The sequence below is a fragment of the Motilimonas cestriensis genome, assembly GCF_021295315.1.
GTDB classification, from domain to species: Bacteria; Pseudomonadota; Gammaproteobacteria; order Enterobacterales; family CBDFNC01; genus Motilimonas; species Motilimonas cestriensis.
In genome coordinates this window covers 15,931-37,261 of sequence record NZ_JAIMJA010000034.1, presented here as the reverse complement: position 1 = coordinate 37,261, position 21,331 = coordinate 15,931, and the positions used below count along the sequence as shown (strand labels likewise).

Annotated in this window: 10 protein-coding genes and 1 pseudogene; 1 reads left to right on the top strand and 10 read right to left on the bottom strand. The window is 47.4% G+C overall.

The features are described from left to right. Nucleotides 1-97 precede the first annotated feature (97 nt). The 9 genes and pseudogenes from K6Y31_RS20535 to K6Y31_RS20500 all read right to left on the bottom strand — a co-directional run bounded on the left by K6Y31_RS20535 (nucleotide 98) and on the right by K6Y31_RS20500 (nucleotide 19,774). The gene (locus K6Y31_RS20535; protein WP_233054903.1) at nucleotides 98-727 is read right to left on the bottom strand and encodes a hypothetical protein; all 630 of its coding nucleotides are present in this window, start codon (nucleotides 725-727) and stop codon (nucleotides 98-100) included. A gap of 474 nt (nucleotides 728-1,201) precedes the next feature. After that, nucleotides 1,202-2,170, bottom strand: a complete 969-nt coding sequence (locus K6Y31_RS20530; protein ID WP_233054902.1) for an alpha/beta hydrolase — start codon at nucleotides 2,168-2,170, stop codon at nucleotides 1,202-1,204. Between the two features lie 52 nt (nucleotides 2,171-2,222). Beyond that, a complete protein-coding gene (locus K6Y31_RS20525; protein ID WP_233054901.1) occupies nucleotides 2,223-2,426 on the bottom strand; it encodes a hypothetical protein in 204 nt (67 codons plus the stop codon). 11 nt (nucleotides 2,427-2,437) lie between these two features. After that, nucleotides 2,438-3,976, bottom strand: coding sequence for a PfaD family polyunsaturated fatty acid/polyketide biosynthesis protein (locus K6Y31_RS20520; RefSeq protein WP_427901923.1), 1,539 nt, complete (start codon nucleotides 3,974-3,976; stop codon nucleotides 2,438-2,440). A 12-nt stretch (nucleotides 3,977-3,988) separates the two neighbouring features. Continuing rightward, a complete protein-coding gene (locus K6Y31_RS20515) occupies nucleotides 3,989-9,388 on the bottom strand; it encodes a beta-ketoacyl synthase N-terminal-like domain-containing protein (RefSeq protein WP_233054899.1) in 5,400 nt (1,799 codons plus the stop codon). Then, nucleotides 9,388-11,616: a PfaB family protein gene (locus K6Y31_RS20510; protein WP_233054898.1), complete on the bottom strand. Its 2,229-nt coding sequence runs from the start codon at nucleotides 11,614-11,616 to the stop codon at nucleotides 9,388-9,390. The genes K6Y31_RS20515 and K6Y31_RS20510 overlap by 1 nt, the downstream gene beginning before the upstream one ends. Nucleotides 11,617-11,621: 5 nt before the next feature. Further along, nucleotides 11,622-16,004 (bottom strand): SDR family NAD(P)-dependent oxidoreductase, encoded by a 4,383-nt coding sequence (locus tag K6Y31_RS22545; RefSeq protein WP_427901924.1) that lies wholly within the window; start codon nucleotides 16,002-16,004, stop codon nucleotides 11,622-11,624. After that, nucleotides 15,981-18,983 (bottom strand): annotated as a pseudogene (locus K6Y31_RS22540) (beta-ketoacyl synthase N-terminal-like domain-containing protein); the annotation flags it as partial. The gene K6Y31_RS22545 and the pseudogene K6Y31_RS22540, both read right to left, overlap by 24 nt. A gap of 56 nt (nucleotides 18,984-19,039) precedes the next feature. After that, entirely contained in the window at nucleotides 19,040-19,774 is a 735-nt protein-coding gene (locus K6Y31_RS20500; RefSeq protein ID WP_233054896.1) for a transcriptional regulator, read from the bottom strand. A gap of 211 nt (nucleotides 19,775-19,985) precedes the next feature. Between K6Y31_RS20500 and K6Y31_RS20495 the strand changes: the two genes are divergently transcribed. Next, on the top strand, nucleotides 19,986-20,777 hold the full coding sequence (locus tag K6Y31_RS20495; RefSeq protein WP_233054895.1) for a 4'-phosphopantetheinyl transferase family protein: 792 nt from the start codon (nucleotides 19,986-19,988) through the stop codon (nucleotides 20,775-20,777). 4 nt (nucleotides 20,778-20,781) lie between these two features. On the opposite strand, the gene K6Y31_RS20490 is transcribed toward K6Y31_RS20495, so the two are convergent. Then, complete coding sequence (locus K6Y31_RS20490; protein ID WP_233054904.1) at nucleotides 20,782-21,225, bottom strand: thioesterase family protein; 444 nt, start codon at nucleotides 21,223-21,225, stop codon at nucleotides 20,782-20,784. Between the last annotated feature and the right edge of the window lie 106 nt (nucleotides 21,226-21,331).

Genomic DNA, 21,331 nt, shown 5'->3' with positions numbered 1-21,331 from the left:
TTGGGCAACTTCTAGTCGGAATTCTGGTGAATAAGTTGGTCTTGTACGTTTTGACATATTGATACCTGCTTAGTTATGGTGATCTTATCACCTCTAATCAGGTGGCCAAAATAGTTGTACCACTACACTCCATTGTACGTTGGTACGCGATTTCTGCATTTGAATATTTGTATGCTGAAAAGCGCCAATCCACGTTGACTGGAATATCGGGGCGAGAACAAGTGTGTTGAACTTCATGTGAAGGATGAACAACTTTGTCCCTGTACTCCATTATTGAACCTATATTTACTTTTGCGCCTTTTACAAAAGTTTTATCTAATTTGTAAACACGCCTGATTATTTCGACTATTTGCGCTGAACGAGGCGTTCTTTTTCGTTTCCAAATATCTATGTCTTCTCTAGATATTTTCGCAAATTCTTTTAGCTGATCGTAAAAAGCATCTAGTGCGCAGCCACACGCTACAAATACTTGAATAGATGGAGTAAGTTCAGTAATTAATAAGGACTTTTGAATTTCATTATCATCACACCAATTTTCAGAAACCGCTTTACTTGCCTTATTTGATGTAACAAGGTTTTCATATGCGATTTTCATCCAAATTGGCAACATATTGTATGATGTGGAGAGGGTTAAATTAGAGTCAGGGGTTCCATTCTCATCGAGACTTATCGAAAAGTCACCATCTTGAATTCCAACTTTCATTCCCTTGAATAATAGCAATCCCACTTGATTTAAACTCCAATATTTCGAAACACCTAACAGCGTTTTATACGGAATTCCGTATAGATCCCGCACGCTACCGCACGAAAATCGTCATTCCGTAAAAAATAAATTAATAATATTCAGCAAGTTAAATGCTCTTTTGTTAACCTTAACAAGCAACACAGGGGAAAACAAAGCGAGCCTAGTATTTACCGAGACCAAATTTGGCCCCCCATAAAGAATTCAGCTGATTAATTTTGTGATTATATATCAAAGTATTATAAATAAGGTGTGAACAAAGCGAGACTTTTGCAATTACTTTACCGCGCCAAATCCCGAGATATTGCCATTTATCTCATAACCATTGGTTTTATATGCAGAGCTTTTGAAATGAATCTTATCGACCCATCTTGTTTGGCCAACTCACCTTGTTTCTGAGGAGAAATCACACTATTTCTCTTATTCAGGTTAAATCAGACTGCTTAAGGAGAAACCTTTTTACAACTTACCTAACCAATCCCTAAGCACGGGTTGAACCTCTGGCCCAACCACTACGCCCATATGTGTTACATCGGGTAATAGCTTCACGTCTACTTTGGTGTATTCACTGATCAATGGCTGGTATTGGTCTACATACATGGTCTCGTCAGCAGTACCAGCAATCACCAGCAATGGCTGGTTAATACTGCTCAAATCTTGCTTATAATCTCGCGGCGCAAAAGAAGTATTAAGGCGATAAGAGTAAGCCAAGGTTTCACTGCCATTTCGCAGTGGCTCTGGCAGGTTAAATTGTATTGCCGTGAGTGAATCAAACCAGTGAACACCCATGTTATTTAACATAGTGAGTCCCACAATTCGTCCCGTATAAGGCTGTGCCCAACCGCCTGCATTTGGCTTTGTGGTTGGTGCGTTGTAATAGATAAAAGGGGCTAATAATACATAGGCGTCGGCTTGCCCAGCATACTGGCCACCAGCAAAACGGATAGCTAATCCGCCTCCCGAAGAATGACCGCCAACGATCACCTTAGTGTCGGGATGGCGGGTTTTGATCATTGCCATAAAATCGGCTAAATCATCTTCAAATTGGCCAATGTAATCGACATCGCCACGTCTTTTCGGATCATGCCCATGGCCACGTAAATCTGGTGTATAAACCTGCGCCAAACCTTGTTTGCTGACATAGTTTGCCAAGGATAAAAATTGCTGGCTATGCCAACCCGAGCCATGCAATAAGATGAGTGTTTTATTAGCCCGACTAGGATAATGGCGATAAGCGAGCGCAGTATTGTCTCGGGCCTGATAATATTGCAGTTCAGGTAATGAATTGTAATCCATCAACATTTCGTTGAAGTTAATGTTGTCAGCACTTTGCTCTGTGAATGTTTTTGGTTTGCCCAGTATTATTAACGCCGCAGCGATACCAAGATACATCAGCACAGAGACCAGCAAGAACTTTAAAATTATCAATAGGTAAGCCCTCTATAATACGCACGAATGTCCGATTGGATACTCCGTGCTGTTATTTTAGAAGTACGTCTCGGGACGACTCAGGAATAATATCAAATTGATACATCGCTGCCGCGGCCAATAATCCGAACCCACCTATGTATAATAGTATTCTGAACCAAGCGTGTTCACTAGCAAACCGCCATTTAATCACACCAGTTGCCAACAATAATGCGAAGATCCCAGCTATCAGTTTTCTTATTACAATCAATTCCATGTTACTTCCTTTTAATTAGACACCCGATACTGACACAGCTCAGGCGCTAGCAGCAACCCTTGGCTTTTCAGTAATTGAATGCGTTGTAGATACGCAGCGCCTGTCATTAAGTGACTGACCACGTCCACCACTTTACGGTTTTGGTATTCGGCTAAATATGTCCCTTTGGTCCATGCGTTAAACGCGCCCAGTGCTGGGCCGGCCCAAATTTGATAGTCCATTTCGCGCCCTACTTCGCCTTGGTTTGACCAGCGGCTGGAAAGGCCTAAATACCAGCGGAAAATTAACGCCATCTTTCGTTTCGGGTTATTTTGCGCGCGCTCGATTTGTTTAGGGTCGCGGCTATTAAAGTGAGCGACGGTGTTCTGCCACACCACTTCAAGGGGTTGACGAAATACTTGCTGTTCGAGCTTTTCACGCTCAGCGGCAGGAATAGCCTCAATGCTGTCGAATTGTTGATACAAGTCGTATAACTTTTGCGCGCGCATTGGGAACAAGGTGCCGCGTTTAACCACTTGTAGTTGTACGCCCATTTCAAACATATCGGCGGCTGGCGCCATGGTCACGTCGGCCATTTCCGTGGTCGCTAACAGCTTTTTGGTGTGTTCACTGGCACCTGCTTCAATACAGGCTTGGTTTACCGAGCCGGTAACAATAAAGTCTGCGCCCATGGCAAAGGTAGCTAACGCGGCACTTGGCGTCCCAACGCCGCCACCCGCACCTACGCGCACGGGCGTGCTAAATTGATATTCAGCTTGCAACTGGTCGCGCAAACTGATCAAAGTTGGCAATAAAGTGACTAATGGACGGTTATCAGTGTGGCCACCAGAGTCCGCTTCGGCGGTAATGTCATCGGCCATTGGCACCTGCTGTGCTAATTCAAATTGTTGCGCGGTGATCAAACCTTGATCTAGCAAGCTTTGCAGTAATTTAACCGGCGCAGGTTTAATGAACTTTTCGGCTACTTCAGTGCGTGATACTTTGGCGATCACTTTGTTAGCTATGTTGATCTGACCTTGCGCATTCACACTTAACCCTGCGGCGCGATAACGCACTATGTGCTCGGTTAAGCCCAAAAATGCCGATGCTTCAACGGTATGTACGCCATGGCTTAAATATAATTCCACGCAGCCACGCTCTAACGCGGGCTCACTGGGGCTGTGGATCAAGTTAAATGCATAAGGCCCATTGGGCAGCGCCGCTTGAATGGTGGTGATGGCTTGTTTAACACGATCTGGCACTAAACCCGCCGCGCCAAATGAAGCTAAAAAGCCCGCTTGGCCTAACGCAATTACCATTTCTTCTGAGGCAATGCCATTGGCCATGGCGCCCGCGTAATAAGCATAGTTAACGCCGTGACAGGCTTTAAAGGCGGCGCTGCCAAGTTCAGTGGCATCACAAGCAGGTGCAAAGGCTAATAGTGACTCGCCATTAACAGCATTGGCATCGGGGCGAATGGTGACGCCCTGCGCGCTATTAAATACAAAGCTATTTTGCGCCAGCTGACGCAGTGCCGTTTGGTTGGCGGTGGAAAATTCTAGTGTATTCATTGTCATTCTTCGTTAACCCTTAACTTCGGCATTAGCAGCGGCATTGGCCGTGTCTTGCTCGGTCTCTTTAATGCAAAGAGCAATATCTGTAACTTCATAAATGCGCAGACCGTCTTTAGACAAATCGGCATTGGCAATTAGCGTGACTTTATTTGGCTCGCGGATCACTTGGGTGATCTGCACGTTAATGTTCATCAAGGTATTGAGCGGGTTAATTTGCCCGCGATATTTCCATTTCACATTACTTAGCAGTGGCATAAAGCGCGGTGAAATAAGCTCGCCGCCCAAGTCTTGTTTTAAGGCAAACACTTGCATTACTTCAATAATGGCCTCAACGCCCAATGAGCCCGGCATCACCGGATCTTGATGGAAGTGAAATTGGAAGAACCAATCACTTGGATCAATCGTGCGCTCAGCGTAGCAATAGCCTAACTGATGCGTGCCGCTATTTGGCAGCAAGTAAACGGTATCAACAAAGTTTAATCGCCCTCCCGCCAAGCGGTAATGTGGCCGCTTCGGGTCAACGGCAAATAAAGGGTTTTGTTGATTGGTTAAATCAATGCGCTCAGGCATTTGATTGCTGCCAACGGTGGCGGCGTCTTGCTCTAAGTACCAAGCTTGACGCACCTTGCCGTTATCTAAGCCCAGTTGATGGGTCAGCGCCTCGGCTTTAAAATAACCAAATACCGCGCTGCCTTGATAAAACGGCGCGCCATCGGTGGAGAGCACAAAATCAAAGCTTTGAATAATGTTAGTCCCTGCGATCACCGTTGATTTCAAGGTCGATTCGTTGACGATGGTTTTACCGCGCAAGTCCACTTCACGCAGCAACTCGCCTTGACCGTCAAGGTTTCTAAAAAACAGCTCGGTGCCAGGAAAGCCTAATGTCGTGCCCATGTAGCCGGAGATAAAGCCATTAGGTTGCAAGGATATTTCCATCAAGATGGAATACGGCATGTAATTGTGGTGGCTGTTGCCCTGGAAGTACCAAGCATCAGCAGGCACATCATATTCCGCAATACAGCTAGCAGGATGTTTTAAATCGCCGCGTTTACCTTGCACATCAATCACTCGGGTGGTGAGCTGCAAATCACCACATGGGGTGCGCGGCGGGATCAAGCCATCGTAGATGCGATAGTCTTCACCAAAACACTGGCAAATATCGCCCGTGGCAAATTCAAATAGATGATAAGGGGTAAACGGCAAGGTATCAGGCGTGCGGTTTTCACCCGCCACTACTGGCGCGGGTACATGCTTTAATGGCACCACGCCTTTGATTTTTTCGGCGCTCAAATCGGGTACTTGCGCCATTAACGGCGCGCTGGTACAGGGCAATCTGGTATTAGGTAATTTCAAGCCTGCTTTGGCGACGCCTTTAATCATTACGCCAAGGTTTTTAAAGTCCACCACTACCTTACCATTTAGCACTATGTCGATGTCAGCTTTGGCATAAGGCATCGGATGCAAACCGATTTCCGTCACTTGCATGCGATATACCAAGGTGCCATGTTGCGGCAGTACTTGACCACGACAGCGCACTTTTTGCGGCTCGTTCGCCATCGGTTGAAAGCGCCCTTGCTCGACTAAGGTGTGTAAACCTAAATACATCATGTAAAACTGCAGCAGTTGACCACAGCCTTCAGCCATCAGTGAGCCCGCCATCACTTGATCGTCTTTAAAATGACACGGGAAATACCAGTGCTGCGGATCAAGGCATTTTTCACCTTGCAGTGAACCAAGCCCCCAAGGGCCGCCATGGATATCGATGTTGGACACTTGCTCAATCATCAAGAATTTTTCAGATGAGAAACAAAGTGATGAGTTTTTATCAGTGGCGTATTCAGCGCCAAAACAAGCCGCGACATCGCCTTGGATCAAATGGCGGATAGCCTCTGTGTTAAAAGCAGTTTGCTGATGGGCTAGCAGCGGTGTGAAGTGTTGTTTTTCAACTTGAGCCAGCGCCTTTAATTCATCTTGTGTTTTGATCACCCCTTTACCATCGGCTAGCTCTTGGTCGGTGAAAAAGCCGGCGCAGCCGCCGTCCATTTTCAGCACCATGGTATCGCCCACGAAGCACTCATAAGAGAAGAAGAACAACAAGGTATCGCCATTGCGCGCAAAATGATTGATGCTAATGTCGTAGCGCAAGGTCTCACCGCCTTTTGGCAAGTCAGCGAGGAAGGTTAAAGTACAATCAAGTAAACGATATACTCGCTCACCTTTGTTTTCAAAATCAATGCCTAAGTAGCTGATCAGCATTAAATCACATTGGCCTGATTCAACCGCCACCGCCCAAGGAATTTGTCCATCCACTAGATAAGGGGCATCCAGCGGAATATCGTATTCGGTGGTCATGGTGCAAGGCTTGTATTCGTTGACCTTGGCATTGAGCTTGGTCACCCGCGACACCAATAAGTAATCGGTAGTCGGCAAACGCACGCGGCGCGGATAACTGTCAATGATGGCGTATTCAGGGCCAAACACCTTAGCAATCGAGCCTTCTGAATACTCAACTAAATCGTCATAGTTCCAGATCTCGCCCGCTTTTGGCTGATAAGTTTTAGCTTGATAGGTTTCAGTGCGCTTAGGCAAAGGAGTCTGGCGCACCAGTCGAGCAAAATCATTTAAACCTTGCTGGCGCGTTTGTGCCACTTGGCTTGCTTGCTCATGTTGCGCCAAGGTGGTTGGCTGAGCGGCTGTGTTTAAGTTAACTGACAAGGCTGTTCCCTGTTCGATTATGGTGTTTGAAATAGAGGGGCCGCCGAGCACGACGGCTTTCACTAAGCCGACTTTCTCCGGCGTGGGCACCATGAATGCCTTGGACATCTTGGCATTAACGGCACTTTGCAACGTGACTTGGCTTAAGCTGCCATCAATACACTGCATGTAAGCCGCCGCTAATTGGCCTTGTGGTGCTGGACTTGGTAAAGCTGGGTTTAACTTGACCAGCACACTTAATAAACTAAACAAACCGCTGGCAGCATAAAGATGACCCGTCTGTTCGCTACTGGTTTGCACCGTGGCGTTCGGATGACGTTGTTGACAACGCTGTTGTAACTCCTGTTGCCCTTGTTGGCTATCACTGCCGGTGATGTCCACTAGGCGAATATCCGCGTCATTGCTTTGTTTATTTAACTCGTGAAGTTGGCTGTGCGTCGAAAAATTAAGGTCGGTAATTTGGCCATAATAGGGCTGAGAATTCACTTCATCACTGGCTAAACGCAGCACAATCGCGCCCGCGCCGTCACTGACATGTCCGTAAAAATCAGCGCTGAGTTGTTGGCGCAGCATAAAGTTTTCGGCGCTCGCGGCTAAGTCCACGGCTGCGACAACCACCGCCTCCACTTCACCTTGTACCAGCATATCGTGCGCAATTTGCAAGCAGTTGTAAACGGAGTTTTCTTCACTGGAAATAGTAAACGCTGGGCCATTGAAGTCCCACAGTGACGCTATTCGCGAAGCCATAATATTGCCAATAAAACTGGTGTATTGATTTAACTTGGCAGCGCCTAACACGCTGTCCATGGCAATGGCTTGTAACTTGGCTTGCTCAGCTGTCGTAAGCGTAATGCCTGCTTGCTTGAGGCTGGCAGGAAGTTGCGTTTGCAAATTAACTCGGCCACGAAATTGATGGGTTTCCGGCTCGGCCGACATGGCCACCAGCACAGCAACATTATCGCCAACTTTCACTTTGCCATCCTGCAAGGCTTGGTCGGTAACTTTCATTAACAATAACTGCTGAGGGATCAAGCTATCATCATTATTTGGCGGCACTTTAAATTGCATAAAGTCCAGCTCAAACTGTTCAATAAAACCGCCTCTCATTGCTTCAGGCTCTGCCACTAATTGTTGCTCCATGCCCTTCCAGCGCAGTGGCGGCAGAGGGACAAACACGTCTTGTTGCTCAGACATAATTTGCGCAAAATCAACTATGTTTTCAGCGCGACCAACATGACAAGCGACGCCGGTGATTGCCATTGCAGTGGTGCTTGACTCACGTTTGTTCGCTGCTATTGATTTAACATCGGTGGCAGGCGGTTGTTGTAATACTAGATGGGCGTTACAGCCACCAAAACCAAAGGCTGAAACCCCTGCACGCTTTGGCGCACTGCTGTTATTGGCTGGCCAAGGCTGTTCATTCCTGACTAATTGTTGCTCGCCCCACGCAAGATTACCTGAGCTAATAGGCGCATTAATGCCAATGCTGGCAGGTATTTGGTTATGTTGCATCGACAATATGGTCTTCACAATACTGGGCATACCCGCCGCAGTCAGCAAATGACCGATATTACCTTTGACTGAGCCAATCAGTGGTACCTGCTTGCCATCGCCAAAAAATTGCGACATCGAGTTCAACTCGACTTTATCGCCCAGTGGTGTGCCGGTGGCATGACACTCAATGTAATCCACGTCGCTGGGTTTAAGCTTCGCTTGGAGATAAGCACGCTGATAGGCCAGTACTTGGCCTTTACTGTTTGGGCTAAGCACAAACTGGCCGCGGCCATCATTAGAAAGGCCGACGCCTTCAATAGTGGCATAAATCTTATCTTGATCACGCAGTGCATCATCAAGGCGTTTCAGTACCAGTACTCCCGCTCCCTCACCGGCAAATAAACCCTGGCTTTGCTGATCGAACGGCGCTGAAATCCCATTGGCGGGATAAGCCTGAAAAATGGAAAATCCCATATTGATAAAAAAGGGGTCTGAGCCAGATACCGCACTGGCCAGCATCACATCACTGCGCCCCGCGATTAAGGCATCACACGCTAGCTTAACGCTATATAAAGAAGAAGCGCAGGCCGCATCTAAAGCATAATGACCACGGCCAAGCCCTAATGCATTGGCCACTAACCCAGCGGTGTAGCCGGCAATCAAGCCTTGTTTGGCATCGGCTTGCTGATCATTAACGTGATCAGTGGTGTGATAGTCTTGATCAAATGCCTCCAGTTTAAAGTCTTTCCCGAGTACTTGCTGCAACCCTGCTTCGACCGAGCGATGATATAGCGGCAAGTAAACTTGGTTTGAGCCTTGAGTCGGAAACGATAACGCGCCTAGGACTAAACCCGTTTGCTTTAACACCTCGTCCGTTAACGTTACCCCAGCGTCAAGCAAGGCTTGCTTGCAAACTTGTAAGATCCAGTGCTGGTGGCAGTCAAGTTGACTTAATTGCTCAGCAGATACTTGATAGCCAGTTGCATCAAAATCAAACTGCTCGATATACCCGCCGCGATGACTGTAATGTTTGTCATTGTCACCCTTACTGCCGGAGAAATCGGCAGGATCGGCACATTGGCGCGCGGGATTGACGTGTGTGCGTGAATCACGTTGCTGCTGTAAATTTTGCCAAAACCCCTCAAGATCATGACTACCTGGAAATAAATGTGCGATACCGACAATGGCAATACTGGTCATTAAATAGATTGATCCTGTTGTTGATAAAGAGATAGAGAAAAGTGATGGCCAAATAAACTATCTAGTTCGGGCTTAAGACCTAAACTGACCAGCTGAGCCAATAAACGTAATAGACTGCGGCTACTACTTTGCCCCTTGCCATTGGTGGCTAAACTCACATGAGGCTGATGTTGCAGTATTTTATCTATATGCGTGCAGCAACTTCGCCCCGCGCCCACTTCAATAAAAATACGCGCGCCGGCTTGATACACTTGCTGCGTTAAATGGGCAAAATCCAACGGCTGACAAAAGCAATCATGAATACTTTGGCTGATGGCATCACTGGATACCTTAACTGGTTGATAGTTCGCGCTGGAGAATAACTTAATTGCTGGCTGTCTCGTTGATGCCTGCAGCGCAAGCGCTTGGCCTTGCTCCGATAGCGGCAGGTGAAATATTTGCGCTATTTCGTCGCCATAGTATTGCGCCGCAGGTGTGTGCATCGCCGTGACAAATCCGACCTTAATCGCTCTTACGCCTGTTTCATTCAATAATTGCTGACATTGCTGCGAATCACCCACCAAAATACCGCTGTCGCCGTGGTTAATCGCCAGCCAAGCTTTATCATAATGGACAAGGTTTTGCGTAAAACCGTCGGGTAAACGCAGCGAATAACTGGCCCAATGCACCTCTTGCTCGGGTGTTAACTGCCAAAGTTGCGCGACGGCGTTTAACTCACCGGTAATGCCACTGTTGAAGGCCACTGATTTTGCTAGCCGCTCGCCAAGCACTTGAGGCGATTGCCATAATGACAAACCGGCCCACATGCTTACTTCGCCTAGGCTGTAACCGAATGCATAAGCAGGCGTGATGTTAAGCTGTTGTAATAAGTGACTGAGTAACCAAGCGCTACCCACGCCGGCTTGTGCCAATGTGGTCAGCTTGTCAGTGCCTTGCCCATCTGCTAAAAAATGACGCGCAGCTAATAGCTCAGCCAATTCACCGTTTGTGTCTAATGCTTGATACAAACGAGGAAAATACCGCGACAAATCATGAAACTGCCCGGGATAACAAGTGCCGACCCCCGGATAAACAAAACAAACACTGTCAGCAATAAACGAAGCTTGCTGATTATCTTTAACTTGGCGCACCACACTGCCACTGGGGGTTTGTATTACTTTAGCTTCAGTACCTTGCACAAGCCCATGCAAGAGTTGATGTATTTCGTTATCTAGCACACTGGCATCAGGGGCGACTAACACTGTCAAACATGATGCTGGACTGTTTGTTTTCGTTGCAGCCTGTTGCTGTTGATAAGCTTTTATATCCGCGAGCATCAGCTGATAACGCTGACTGATTGGCAAGGCTAAAATATGCTTAAGTGTCGCTGTTAACTCAGCCGTATTCTGTGCACTGATGGGCCAAAACACTTGCCAGATTAATTGCTCAGATGTTGATGGCGCGGCGCACAGCAGCGGCCAAGGCGTGGCGGTTTTATTGCCTTGTTCAAACACTAACGTTGCGTGATCAACTGGTGCCAAGTCGGTAATGGTAAGCTGCGCTTGGCGGCTTTGATGGATTTTTCCGTACCAATAACGCTGCTGCAATTGACGTTGCTTTAAGCTTTGGAGCAAGTTAAACAGGCATGGCGCTAATTCATTGTCATTGGTTAATTGGCCTTGCCAGACATCAGCCAAGGGATCACTCGGCTCAGTGGCGCTATAAGTTTGCTTGGGTAACACTTGGCTTAATCGCGCTAACATTGTTATGTTTTGCTTTAGCGCAATCGGCACTGGAATAAAGGTCAGCAGCAAGCCAAATGTTATATTTGACTCTGCTACTTGTATATCAGCAGTTAAGCGCTGCCTTAGCCAAGCAGGTAAACTATCACAATGCATTGGAATGATAATTGAAGATCGGGCTTCAATATTTTCCCTTGAGTGAACATCAATTCGCCTAGCCAATAATTGCTGACAGTAACGCAGCAGCTCGGTGCGATTATCGAGCCGTTGCACACTGTCTTGACCGTCAAGACTGCAAGCAAAAGGACGCCATTGCTGGCGTTCACCTGCTGGCAGCTGAGCTAAATTCAGAACAAACTCATCACTCAAATCAACAGCATGGGCATTTACTAAGTTGCGTGTTGCATGACTATTTGGCACCGCCACACAATGGAGCCCACACAGGCCCCATTTAGTGGCAATACCGTGAGTGATGATGCCGTGATTAGTAGTGGTACGAGTGGGCATCAGTTCTAATTCATGCCCTGTTTTTGACCTAAGGCTTGGCTTAACACCACTTTACCTTGGCTCATGACCACCAGCGGATGCCCTTCTTGATTATAAAGCGCAACATCAGCAATCAATTCAGTGCGCGTTTGCTTGACCACGTTTAGCTGCAGATATAATGGCTCATCGGCCTTTGGTTGCTGATAAAAGGTCACTTGCGCCGCCGCAGCAGGTAAACTTGCCATATCAAGTTGCTCTTTTGCCCACACCAACATGGCTTGGTACAACAGATCGTCTGCTAATAATGCACAGCTCGCATTGGCAAAATCGCCAAAATAACTCGCCGCGGGCGCCGGGATCTGCGCACTAAATAGCGCGCCATGTTGATCCATTTGCAAGCTTGCTGTTAAGCCTTGAAAGGTCTGACCATGAAACAAGGTGCCGTCTTGATACCAAGTTGGCTTACTTGCCATTGGCTCAGGCGTTTCTTGCTTGGCTAAACTAAGCAGTTCAGCATTTAACGGCTCGACTTTAACGCTCTTACTGCCTTTGGCAAACATGCGCAGCTGCGCGCCGTAATGAAACACGGTGCGACCATTTTGCTCACTGCTGATGCGCGCATCGATCACAGACTCAATATCCGACTGACTTATCAGCTCTAGCGTTAAGCTTAACTTAGCTTGGCCATCGGCCTTAGCCAGCACCACCCCTTTGAACAAGCGGTAATCTTCAACCGCGCTGACCGTAAAGCCAGATAACCAAGTTTCGGCTTGAGCAACCATCCAACCGGTGGCGAACACTGTGGGTAACACAGGCGCGCCAGTAATCTGATGATCGAGTAAAAACGGATGATTCGCGACCGTTATGGTTTTAGCGCTGACATTTTTGTCGTGCAACAAGCGCTTACTTGGCTGTTGCACCTGTGACTTTTTTGCTGCATCAACTCCTGACTCAGGTGCTTCACCTGCCATATCGGTGCCAACTAGCACTTGTACATTAGCTAATGCGCCGCAACTGATTTGATCGGCAAATAACTGTGCACCGCCAGCAATCGGGATCACATACACGCCGCGTTGCTCAAACATACGTTTTAGCTCAGGCGTAACCATGCCACCGTCCCAAGGGCCCCAGTTGAAACTGAGCACGCGCGTTTGCGGATGTTGCTGCGCTAACGACAATGCCGTTTTGTTAAGGATTTCATTGGCAATCGCGTAATCGGCTTGGCCTTTATTGCCATAAAACCCAGCAGCAGATGAAAACAGCGCGATGTGTTTTAAACTCGCTACATCTAAAGCCGCTAATAGCGCCTGCAGACCTGCTACTTTAGTGTTAAGGACGCGCTCAAAGTCGCTGAGTTTTTTGTTCTCAATAAAGCCATCGGCCAATACGCCGGCGCCGTGGATCAAACCGGTGATCGGCCCTAAGGTCATCTTAGTTTGTTCTACTACGCGCGCTATCGCTGCAGTATCAGTGACATCGGCAGCAACGTATTCTGCTAATCCACCGACTGCGCTGATCGCTTCAAGACCAGCGTTAATTTCCAGCTGCGACAAGATAGGTTGGATCATCTTTTTCAAGCTGGCTGGCGTAGCTTTTTCGCCAATCGCTTGGCAATACCCTAACGCCGCTTGTTGCAACTCGTTAGCTTGAGTTAAACCTTGCGCCCAAGCAGGAATAGTAATCGGCTCAGAGCGGCCGAGCAGAACAAATTTAGCTTGATAGCGTTTTGCTAGCTCAAGCACACAGGCATGAGTCACCCCTTTCGCGCCGCCACTCACAATAAACACATCTGCTGGTGTCGGCGTGCAGTCAGTTTGACGCTCAGCTGATACCTCAGTATTAGCTTGCGGCACTAAGGTAAAGCGGCCTTTTGAGTTGATTGCTACTTCACTTAGCACGACGTCACTGTCGAGGATCTCGTCGAATAACAGACTTGCTAATTCACTGCCTTCAATGCCGGGCGCGATATCCAGCGCGCGACACAAGGTTTGCGGCCATTCCTGCTTTAAAGTTTTACATAAACCTGACAATCCCATTTGCATCAGCTCGGTATTCGCTAAACCAGACGCATAACCTAAACCGCCATCTCCTCGTGCCACGGTAATAAAACAGTGCTCAGGCTTGGCGAGTTGTGCTTTTAAGTTTTTAGCGAATAAAAACACCGCCGCCAATAACTGCTGGCTTTGCGCTTCATGTTTTGCCACTTTAAAGTCGTTTGGTTGCAAGTGTACAAAACCTTGTAGCTCAGGGTAACTGGCGATTAAATTTTGGCAAAACGCGGCCACTGTGGCTTCGCTAACTTCATCAAGCGCGCGGCGCTCAATTTTGCTGTTTAATGCTGAGCTGGCTTTCACTAATGATTTAGGAAAACCAATCACCACGGGCACTAACCCTTTGGCTAATAGTTTTTCCGCGATGATGCCAGTGTTATGGCCATCATCGGTCAATAAAATCACTTTACCCTGACGCGTCTTAACATTAACTGGCTTTGGCGCAGTTACTGGGCTCATCAGGGCATATTGAAAAGGGACCTTTGTCTGCTCCTTGTCGGTGTTATCTGTTACATTAGCTTGTGGTTGAGCCGGCTCGCCCTCGCCTAACTTCGCCTGCATGTAGGCCACGATTTCACCTAAGGTGCGCAGCTCGGCTAAATCTTCTGGGTTGAGTGCCGGTAATGCTGGCAGTTGGTCTTGCACTGTGCCAAGAATTTCCACGCGCTTAATTGAGTCGATACCTAAATCCGCTTCCATGTCCATACTCAGCTCTAGCATATTAGCTGGGTAGCCAGTTTTATCGGCAACCACATTTAGCATGGTTTCATTAATTGCTTCTAAGCTTAGATCGGTGCTTGGCTGCGCAGAGGCAGGTGCAACATCACCTAGTTGCGCCTGCATATAAGCCACAATCTCACCTAAGGTGCGCAGCTCGGCTAAATCTTCTGGATTAAGCGCTGGCAGGCTTGGCAGTTGGTCTTGTACTGTGCCTAAGATTTCCACGCGTTTGATGGAATCGATACCTAAATCGGCTTCCATGTCCATGCTTAGCTCAAGCATATTGGCTGGGTAACCGGTTTTATCGGCCACCACGGCAAGCATGGTTTGATTGATGGTTTCTAGGCTGAGTGTCGCTGGGGCTGTTTCAACCGCCGCTTGAACAACAGCCACGTCGCCTAATTGCGCCTGCATGTAAGTGACGATTTCACCTAAGGTGCGCAGCTCGGCTAAATCTTCTGGATTCAGCGCGGGCAAGCTTGGCAGTTGATCTTGTACTGTGCCAAGAATTTCAACGCGTTTGATGGAATCTATGCCTAAATCGGCTTCCATGTCCATGCTCAGTTCAAGCATATTGGCTGGGTAGCCAGTCTTATCGGCCACCACGGCCAACATGGTTTGATTGATGGTTTCGAGGCTGAGGGTCGCTGGGGCTGTTTCAGCCGCTGCTTGAACAACAGCCACGTCGCCTAGTTGTGCCTGCATGTAAGCGACGATTTCACCTAAAGTGCGCAGCTCGGCTAAGTCTTCTGGATTAAGCGCGGGCAGGCTTGGCAGTTGGTCTTGTACTGTGCCTAAGATTTCCACCCGTTTGATGGAATCGATGCCTAAATCGGCTTCCATGTCCATGCTCAGTTCAAGCATATTAGCTGGGTAACCGGTTTTATCGGCCACCACGGCGAGCATGGTTTCATTGATGGTTTCTAAGTTTAGTGTCGCAGGGGCAGTTTCAGTTGGCGCTTGAACAACAGCAACACCGCCTAGTTGCGCCTGCATATAAGCGACGATTTCACCTAGGGTGCGCAGCTCGGCTAAATCCTCTGGATTCAGCGCAGGTAAATCGGGCAGTTGATCTTGCACTGTGCCTAAGATCTCAACACGCTTGATGGAATCAATGCCTAAGTCGGCTTCCATGTCCATGCTTAGCTCAAGCATATTCGCTGGGTAACCGGTTTTATCGGCCACCACATTTAACATGGTTTGGTTAACATCACTGGCGTTTAAGCTAACGGTTGGTGTCACTGACACACTTGGCGTGAGAATGGGCTCAGCTACAGGCGTAATCACAGGATAAGCCTTGGGCATAATTGGCTCATTGCTAACAGCCGTCGCTACTTGAACAGGCGCTTGCTCGGGGGCCGAGGTCTGTGGCACCGGCGACGCTGAAACAGGTGCACTTGAGCTAGAGGCAATACCAGATAACGAGTCTAACAATCGATTATTCAGCTGGGCTTGTTGCTCTAGAAACTGTTGCTGCAACGCAATACTTTGATTTTGCTGTTGCTGCAGCTGTTGCTGAAACTGCGCCATATTAGCAGCCAACGTTTGCTGCTGCTCTAGTAAGGCTGAGGCTATCGGGCTGATAGCAGGAATATGGGCCGTTTGCTCAATTGATTGCGCACTTGGTGCGGCTGGCACTTCTTTAATCACTTCTTTTACCACCTGTTTCACCACTTCAATGGTTTTTGGCTCGGGTTGGCTAACTTGGCCTTGCGTTAAAGCCTGTTGCATTTTTTGTTTGGTTGCATCGCTGAGATAATTTTGCCCGCCTAAACGAATGCTCAACGGCGAGCCTTTTTTTGGGGCCGCCTTTGGCGCAAGGGCGTATTTATCCAGCGCAGTCAGAGGCAAGCCCAGCACAGCAAGTTGTAGATGTGCCAATTGCAGCTGTTTATCGCTGCAATCGCTGCTGCCATTGAGGGCGATGCAAATCACATCTTCTTTGTCACTTAATGTTTCTTGCACTAAACGAGTCAGGACATTCTTTGGTCCAAACTCAACAAAGACGCGACCGCCCTGCTGATAAATCTCGCTGATTTGGTCGGTGAAACGTACCGAACTCAACATGTGCTCTTTGAAACTTTGCTTGATCTTAGCGCCCGTTTTAGCGTGGTTTTTACCGCTGCTATTGGCGGTTAATGTATTGACTGGCGCGTTGAATTTAACGCTGTCAATCGCTTCAGCAAACGGCCCTTGTGCAAATTCCACCAGTGGCGTATGAAACGCGGCTGATACGGGTAATTTAACGCCTTTAATACCTAAGTCTTTCAAGGTACTGACAGCCGCATCAATCGATTTGCTACTACCCGCTACCACAATTTGCGTTGGCGAATTAAAGTTGGCAAACCAAAGCTCATCATTGTTTTCAATCAACTGCTCAAGCTCTTTGACGCGAGCAATAAGCTCATCACCCGCAAGGCCTTTAAACACCACCGCCATCATGGCGCCGCAATCTTGCCCAGCTGGCGTATTGGCCATAGCAGCGCCGCGTGCGACACACAGTTTCAAATAATCGTCTTCGCTGATCACTTCACTGGCCGCCAGCGCAGTAAGCTCACCAAAGCTGTGGCCAGCGGTGAAATCAGAGTTAAAGCCCGCACCTTGCATTAATTTATGCAAACTCCAACTTAACGCACCAATGGCAGGCTGGGCAAAGCGGGTGTTTTGCAGCGCGGCAGTTTGTGCTTTCTTTTCTGCTGGGGTAAATACCGGGATCGGCATTACGACTGTCGATAATGGGCTTTGATTTTGTTCCGTTAACAGGGCATCGAATTGACTCAAGATGCTGCGATACTCTGGATAGTTCAGCGCTAATGACTGGCCCATATTGACATATTGAGCGCCTTGGCCACTGTAGAGCGCGACCACTTTGCCCGCCACGTCCTGGGCCGAAGGTCGGTAAAACAAGTTTTGCTCTTGCCAAGGCGACGCACTGTTTTGGTTTAGTTTACTGAGGGCTGTCTCAAGCTGCTTTTGAATCGGCGCATTAGCGTCAAGCCAAACGCCGAAACGGGCGTATTCATCAGCAACTGGTTTAACGCTGTAGTCATTAAGTAAATCCGCGACGGTGAGCTCACCAGACTCAAATTGGCTCACTACTTGGCGAACCTTTGCCACGAGCTCAGCAGGCTTAGTTGCACTAAATAAAAGGCTAATGCCTACCCGGTGCATGCGATACGCAGCTTGATGCTCTGGCGTGTATTCTTCAAGCGCCATGTGATAATTGGTGCCACCAAAGCCAAATGAGCTAATACCAGCACGGCGCGGCGTGCCATTGCTGATCCAAGGGCGCGTTTCAGTGCTTAAATAAAACGGCGTGTTTGGCAAGTCCATTTTGGGATTGGGTTCATTGACGTTAATCGTTGGCGGTAGCACCTTATGATGCAGTGCCAGTGCGGCTTTAATAAACCCTGCCGTGCCCGCTGTAGATTTAGTATGGCCAATCTGCGATTTGACGCTACCTAATGCAATGTGCTGCTTGTTGGGGTTGTCTTGACTAAATACTTGGCGTAGCCCTTCAAACTCCGCCACATCTCCCGCCGCGGTGCCAGTGCCATGAGCTTCAATTAAGCCAACGGTATGTGGTGCAAAACCGGCATCGGCATAAGCGCGATTTAACGCTTTGGCTTGGCCTTCAGGACGCGGCGCATAAATACTCTTAAATTTGCCGTCCGATGACGTGCCGACTCCTTTCACTACGGCATAAATACGGTCGCCATCACGCTCAGCGTCAGCAAGGCGTTTTAACACGACCATGCCAATACCCTCGCCGATCATCATGCCTTTAGAGTCTTTATCAAAAGGTTGGATCACGGAGTTTTCAGTAAAGGCAGGTGTTTTGGAAAAGCTCATGTACATTTGCGGCGAGTTATCGGTACACACGCCGCCGGTGATCATCACGTCTGCACGGCCTTCCCATAATTCTGATAACGCCATTTTGGTTGCGGCTAATGAGCCGGCACAAGCGGCATCCACCACGCAGTTCATGCCACCTAAATCGAAACGGTTGGCGATCCGCCCGGCGATCACATTGCCTAATGAGCCTGGAAATGAGTTTTCTTCCCAGTGGACATATTGGCTTTTGAATTTTTCGACCACCAGCGAGGCATCTTCCTCACTCACACCGCTATTAAGCAAAACCTTTTTCAGCACTGGATAGTGCAAACGTGCATTTAAGCTGTGGCTGATTTTTTGGCCACCGCCCACGCCGAGGACCACGCCAATCTTGTTACGTAGCTCGGGTGATGCGTCACTTAATCCGGCATCGGCTAATGCGTCTTTGGCCACCACTAGTGACAACAGTTGCGAAGTATCGGTTAACTCTAAAATATTCGGCGGCAGGCCATACTCCATAGGATCAAAGTCGATGTCTGGGATAAAACCACCACGGCGGCAGTAAACTTTGTCCGGTGAGCTTTTGTCACTGTCAAAGTAGTCATCGATGTGCCAACGGCTTGCTGGTACATCAATGATCGCATCCACTTTATTGCGGATCAGGTCCCAGTAAGCATCTAGATGTGCCGATTCGGCAAACAAGGATGCCATGCCAACGATGGCAATGGGTGATTTGCTGTCTTGTTCTGGTTTCAACTCTGATTTCAACAATGTTGTCGACATTAAGCTTCTCTTTGTTTTCTCATTCTAATTTGGTGCTTTAAACGCAGCGTAAACCATTAATTAAAAATGGTTTTATCGCCAAACTTTTGTTTAAACACATGGTAATTTTCAGCCAATGTACGCCGCATGTGGAATGGCGCATGACGAAGAACGTATTTCATATAACGAGTGGACGCGGCTTTTGCGCTATCGCTGTAAATATCGACATAGGCCCAATCACTTTGTGGGTCACTGGCCACAAACATATTAAGCGTCTCACCTTGGTTATATTGCTCAGGAACAGGCTGCGCCATGACATGTACAACAGGCTGCTTAGCATCACCAGTGAGCTCTAAGGCATGGGCTAACGTTTGATGGTTGATGGAAAAGTGCTGACACCGATCGGCTTCATCGCCAATGCGCAGCTGATCAAATTGGCCTGTGCTGACTTTAGGCGTGTCCGTTTCATCTATCTGCGACACGCCATGGCGTTTTAAGCAGCGAGCAAGACCCGAACGCGATACTTGCGGATTGATATGTTGTTGAGTCACCAATAGCAACTTATTGAGACTAAACTGTAAAATCAATTTCAGCTGTACGACTACGTATTCCTGCGCCGGAGTGAGAGTTGTGTTCAATTTTATGGGAATATTAGACGCATCATTAACGTTTTCACGTTTTTTCCATTTACGAACCGTGGCTTCACTGATATTTAAAATACGAGCAAGTTTGGCAACAGGCAGATCTGATGACTGAATAAATTCTCGCATTTCTGGCGTCGTTGTCGCATTAGCATGGCGTTTTTCTGTCATGCTTTATGAGTAAACCTGTTGATGAAACAATAATTTACCATTTATTCCTCAAATACAGTGAGTTTGCAGCTTCTTTGCTAAAGTTAACTTTAGGAAAATGATTTGATATTAAAAACGCTGCCAGATTACATGACTCGAGCAAACGAAACAATCTGCCGGAACAAGTGGAATTAAAATAAACCCATTTTTTGGGTTTTCAAGGGGACAAATAATGTCAAAATATGATCTGGATCGCGCCAGAGTTGAAGTGATTTACTCTGATATCAGTAAAATTTCCGAGCAAGCCTTTATGGAGCTGTCAAAAATATGGTGCACAGCAGAGGAAATTACCGAGCTTTCCCAGTCTAAAAACCCTGAGAAGAATAATTCCCGACTCCTTAGCCGTATGTTATTGCGCTATGCATTGAAATTGATGCACCCAAAAATTAATCATTTGCATTGGCACATCGAAAACAATGCTATGGGACAAGCCATTCTACAAGGCCGATTAGACCGCCTGAATAACCTCGTTTTACCCCGGTTTAGTTTCTCTTATAGTTATCCGTATGTTGCAGTGGCCTTCCATAAAGCCCTGATTGGTTTGGACATAGAGGTACACAATAAAGAATTAGATTATTTAGCCATTGCGGAAAATTACTATTCGATGAGTGAAGTGGCATTAATGAACTCGTTACCCAAAGAGGACAGGCAAACTTTTTTCTACCATTTATGGACAATTAAAGAAGCCAGCGCAAAAGCCATTGGCAGTGGTTTAAGGATGAAGTTATCAGATATCAATGTTGATCATGACCCAAAAGATTTATTAACCGAGTATGGACATGTTCCCGTGCGAATCTTTGATGTAAAAGAGGTGTTTGATCCTAAAAGTGGCATGAAACTTCGCAAACGCGTCCCCATGCGCGAGATGTACAGTCAATGGTTTATCATAAAACCTAACGTCCACTTTGCCATTACTCAAGATCACGCCAACCCCATATCTTTAGAATATGTTGAATGGGATTAATCAGTTAACTTTGTTCAGACGGCTCTTGTGGGCTCAACAAGGCAAGCACCTCTGGTGGTAACGGACACAGGCTGCGGGCTTTGTTCATGCAGACCATTTCAATTTCTGCCGTTACCGCAGCTTTGGTGCCGTTTGGCCGCCATATCTCTTGCAACCAAATTGAGCGGTATGGGCCGTCAAAATAAAAACGCGTACGCACATCGATAATGTCGGCGAATTCTACGCCGTCGAAACACCCCATATTGGTTTTGTAAACAGCAAAACCTATGCCTTGCTCTTGCCACAATTGTTGCAACATATCGGCGCCAATCACATGCTCGCGCGCACGTTCAAAGTATTTTAAAAAATTTGGATGATAAACCACCCCAGAAAAATCGGTGTCTTCATAATATATCTGCACCGGAAAATGAAACTCTTTACTTAACGTAACCTCAGTTTTACTTTGCATACTTTTCACTGCATCACCTGTAATATAGAAGTCATGGGTTATAAACAATCTCCGCTTCTGCTTCAAGTTGATTGGGTATATTTAGGTGATGAATTATTAAGCGATA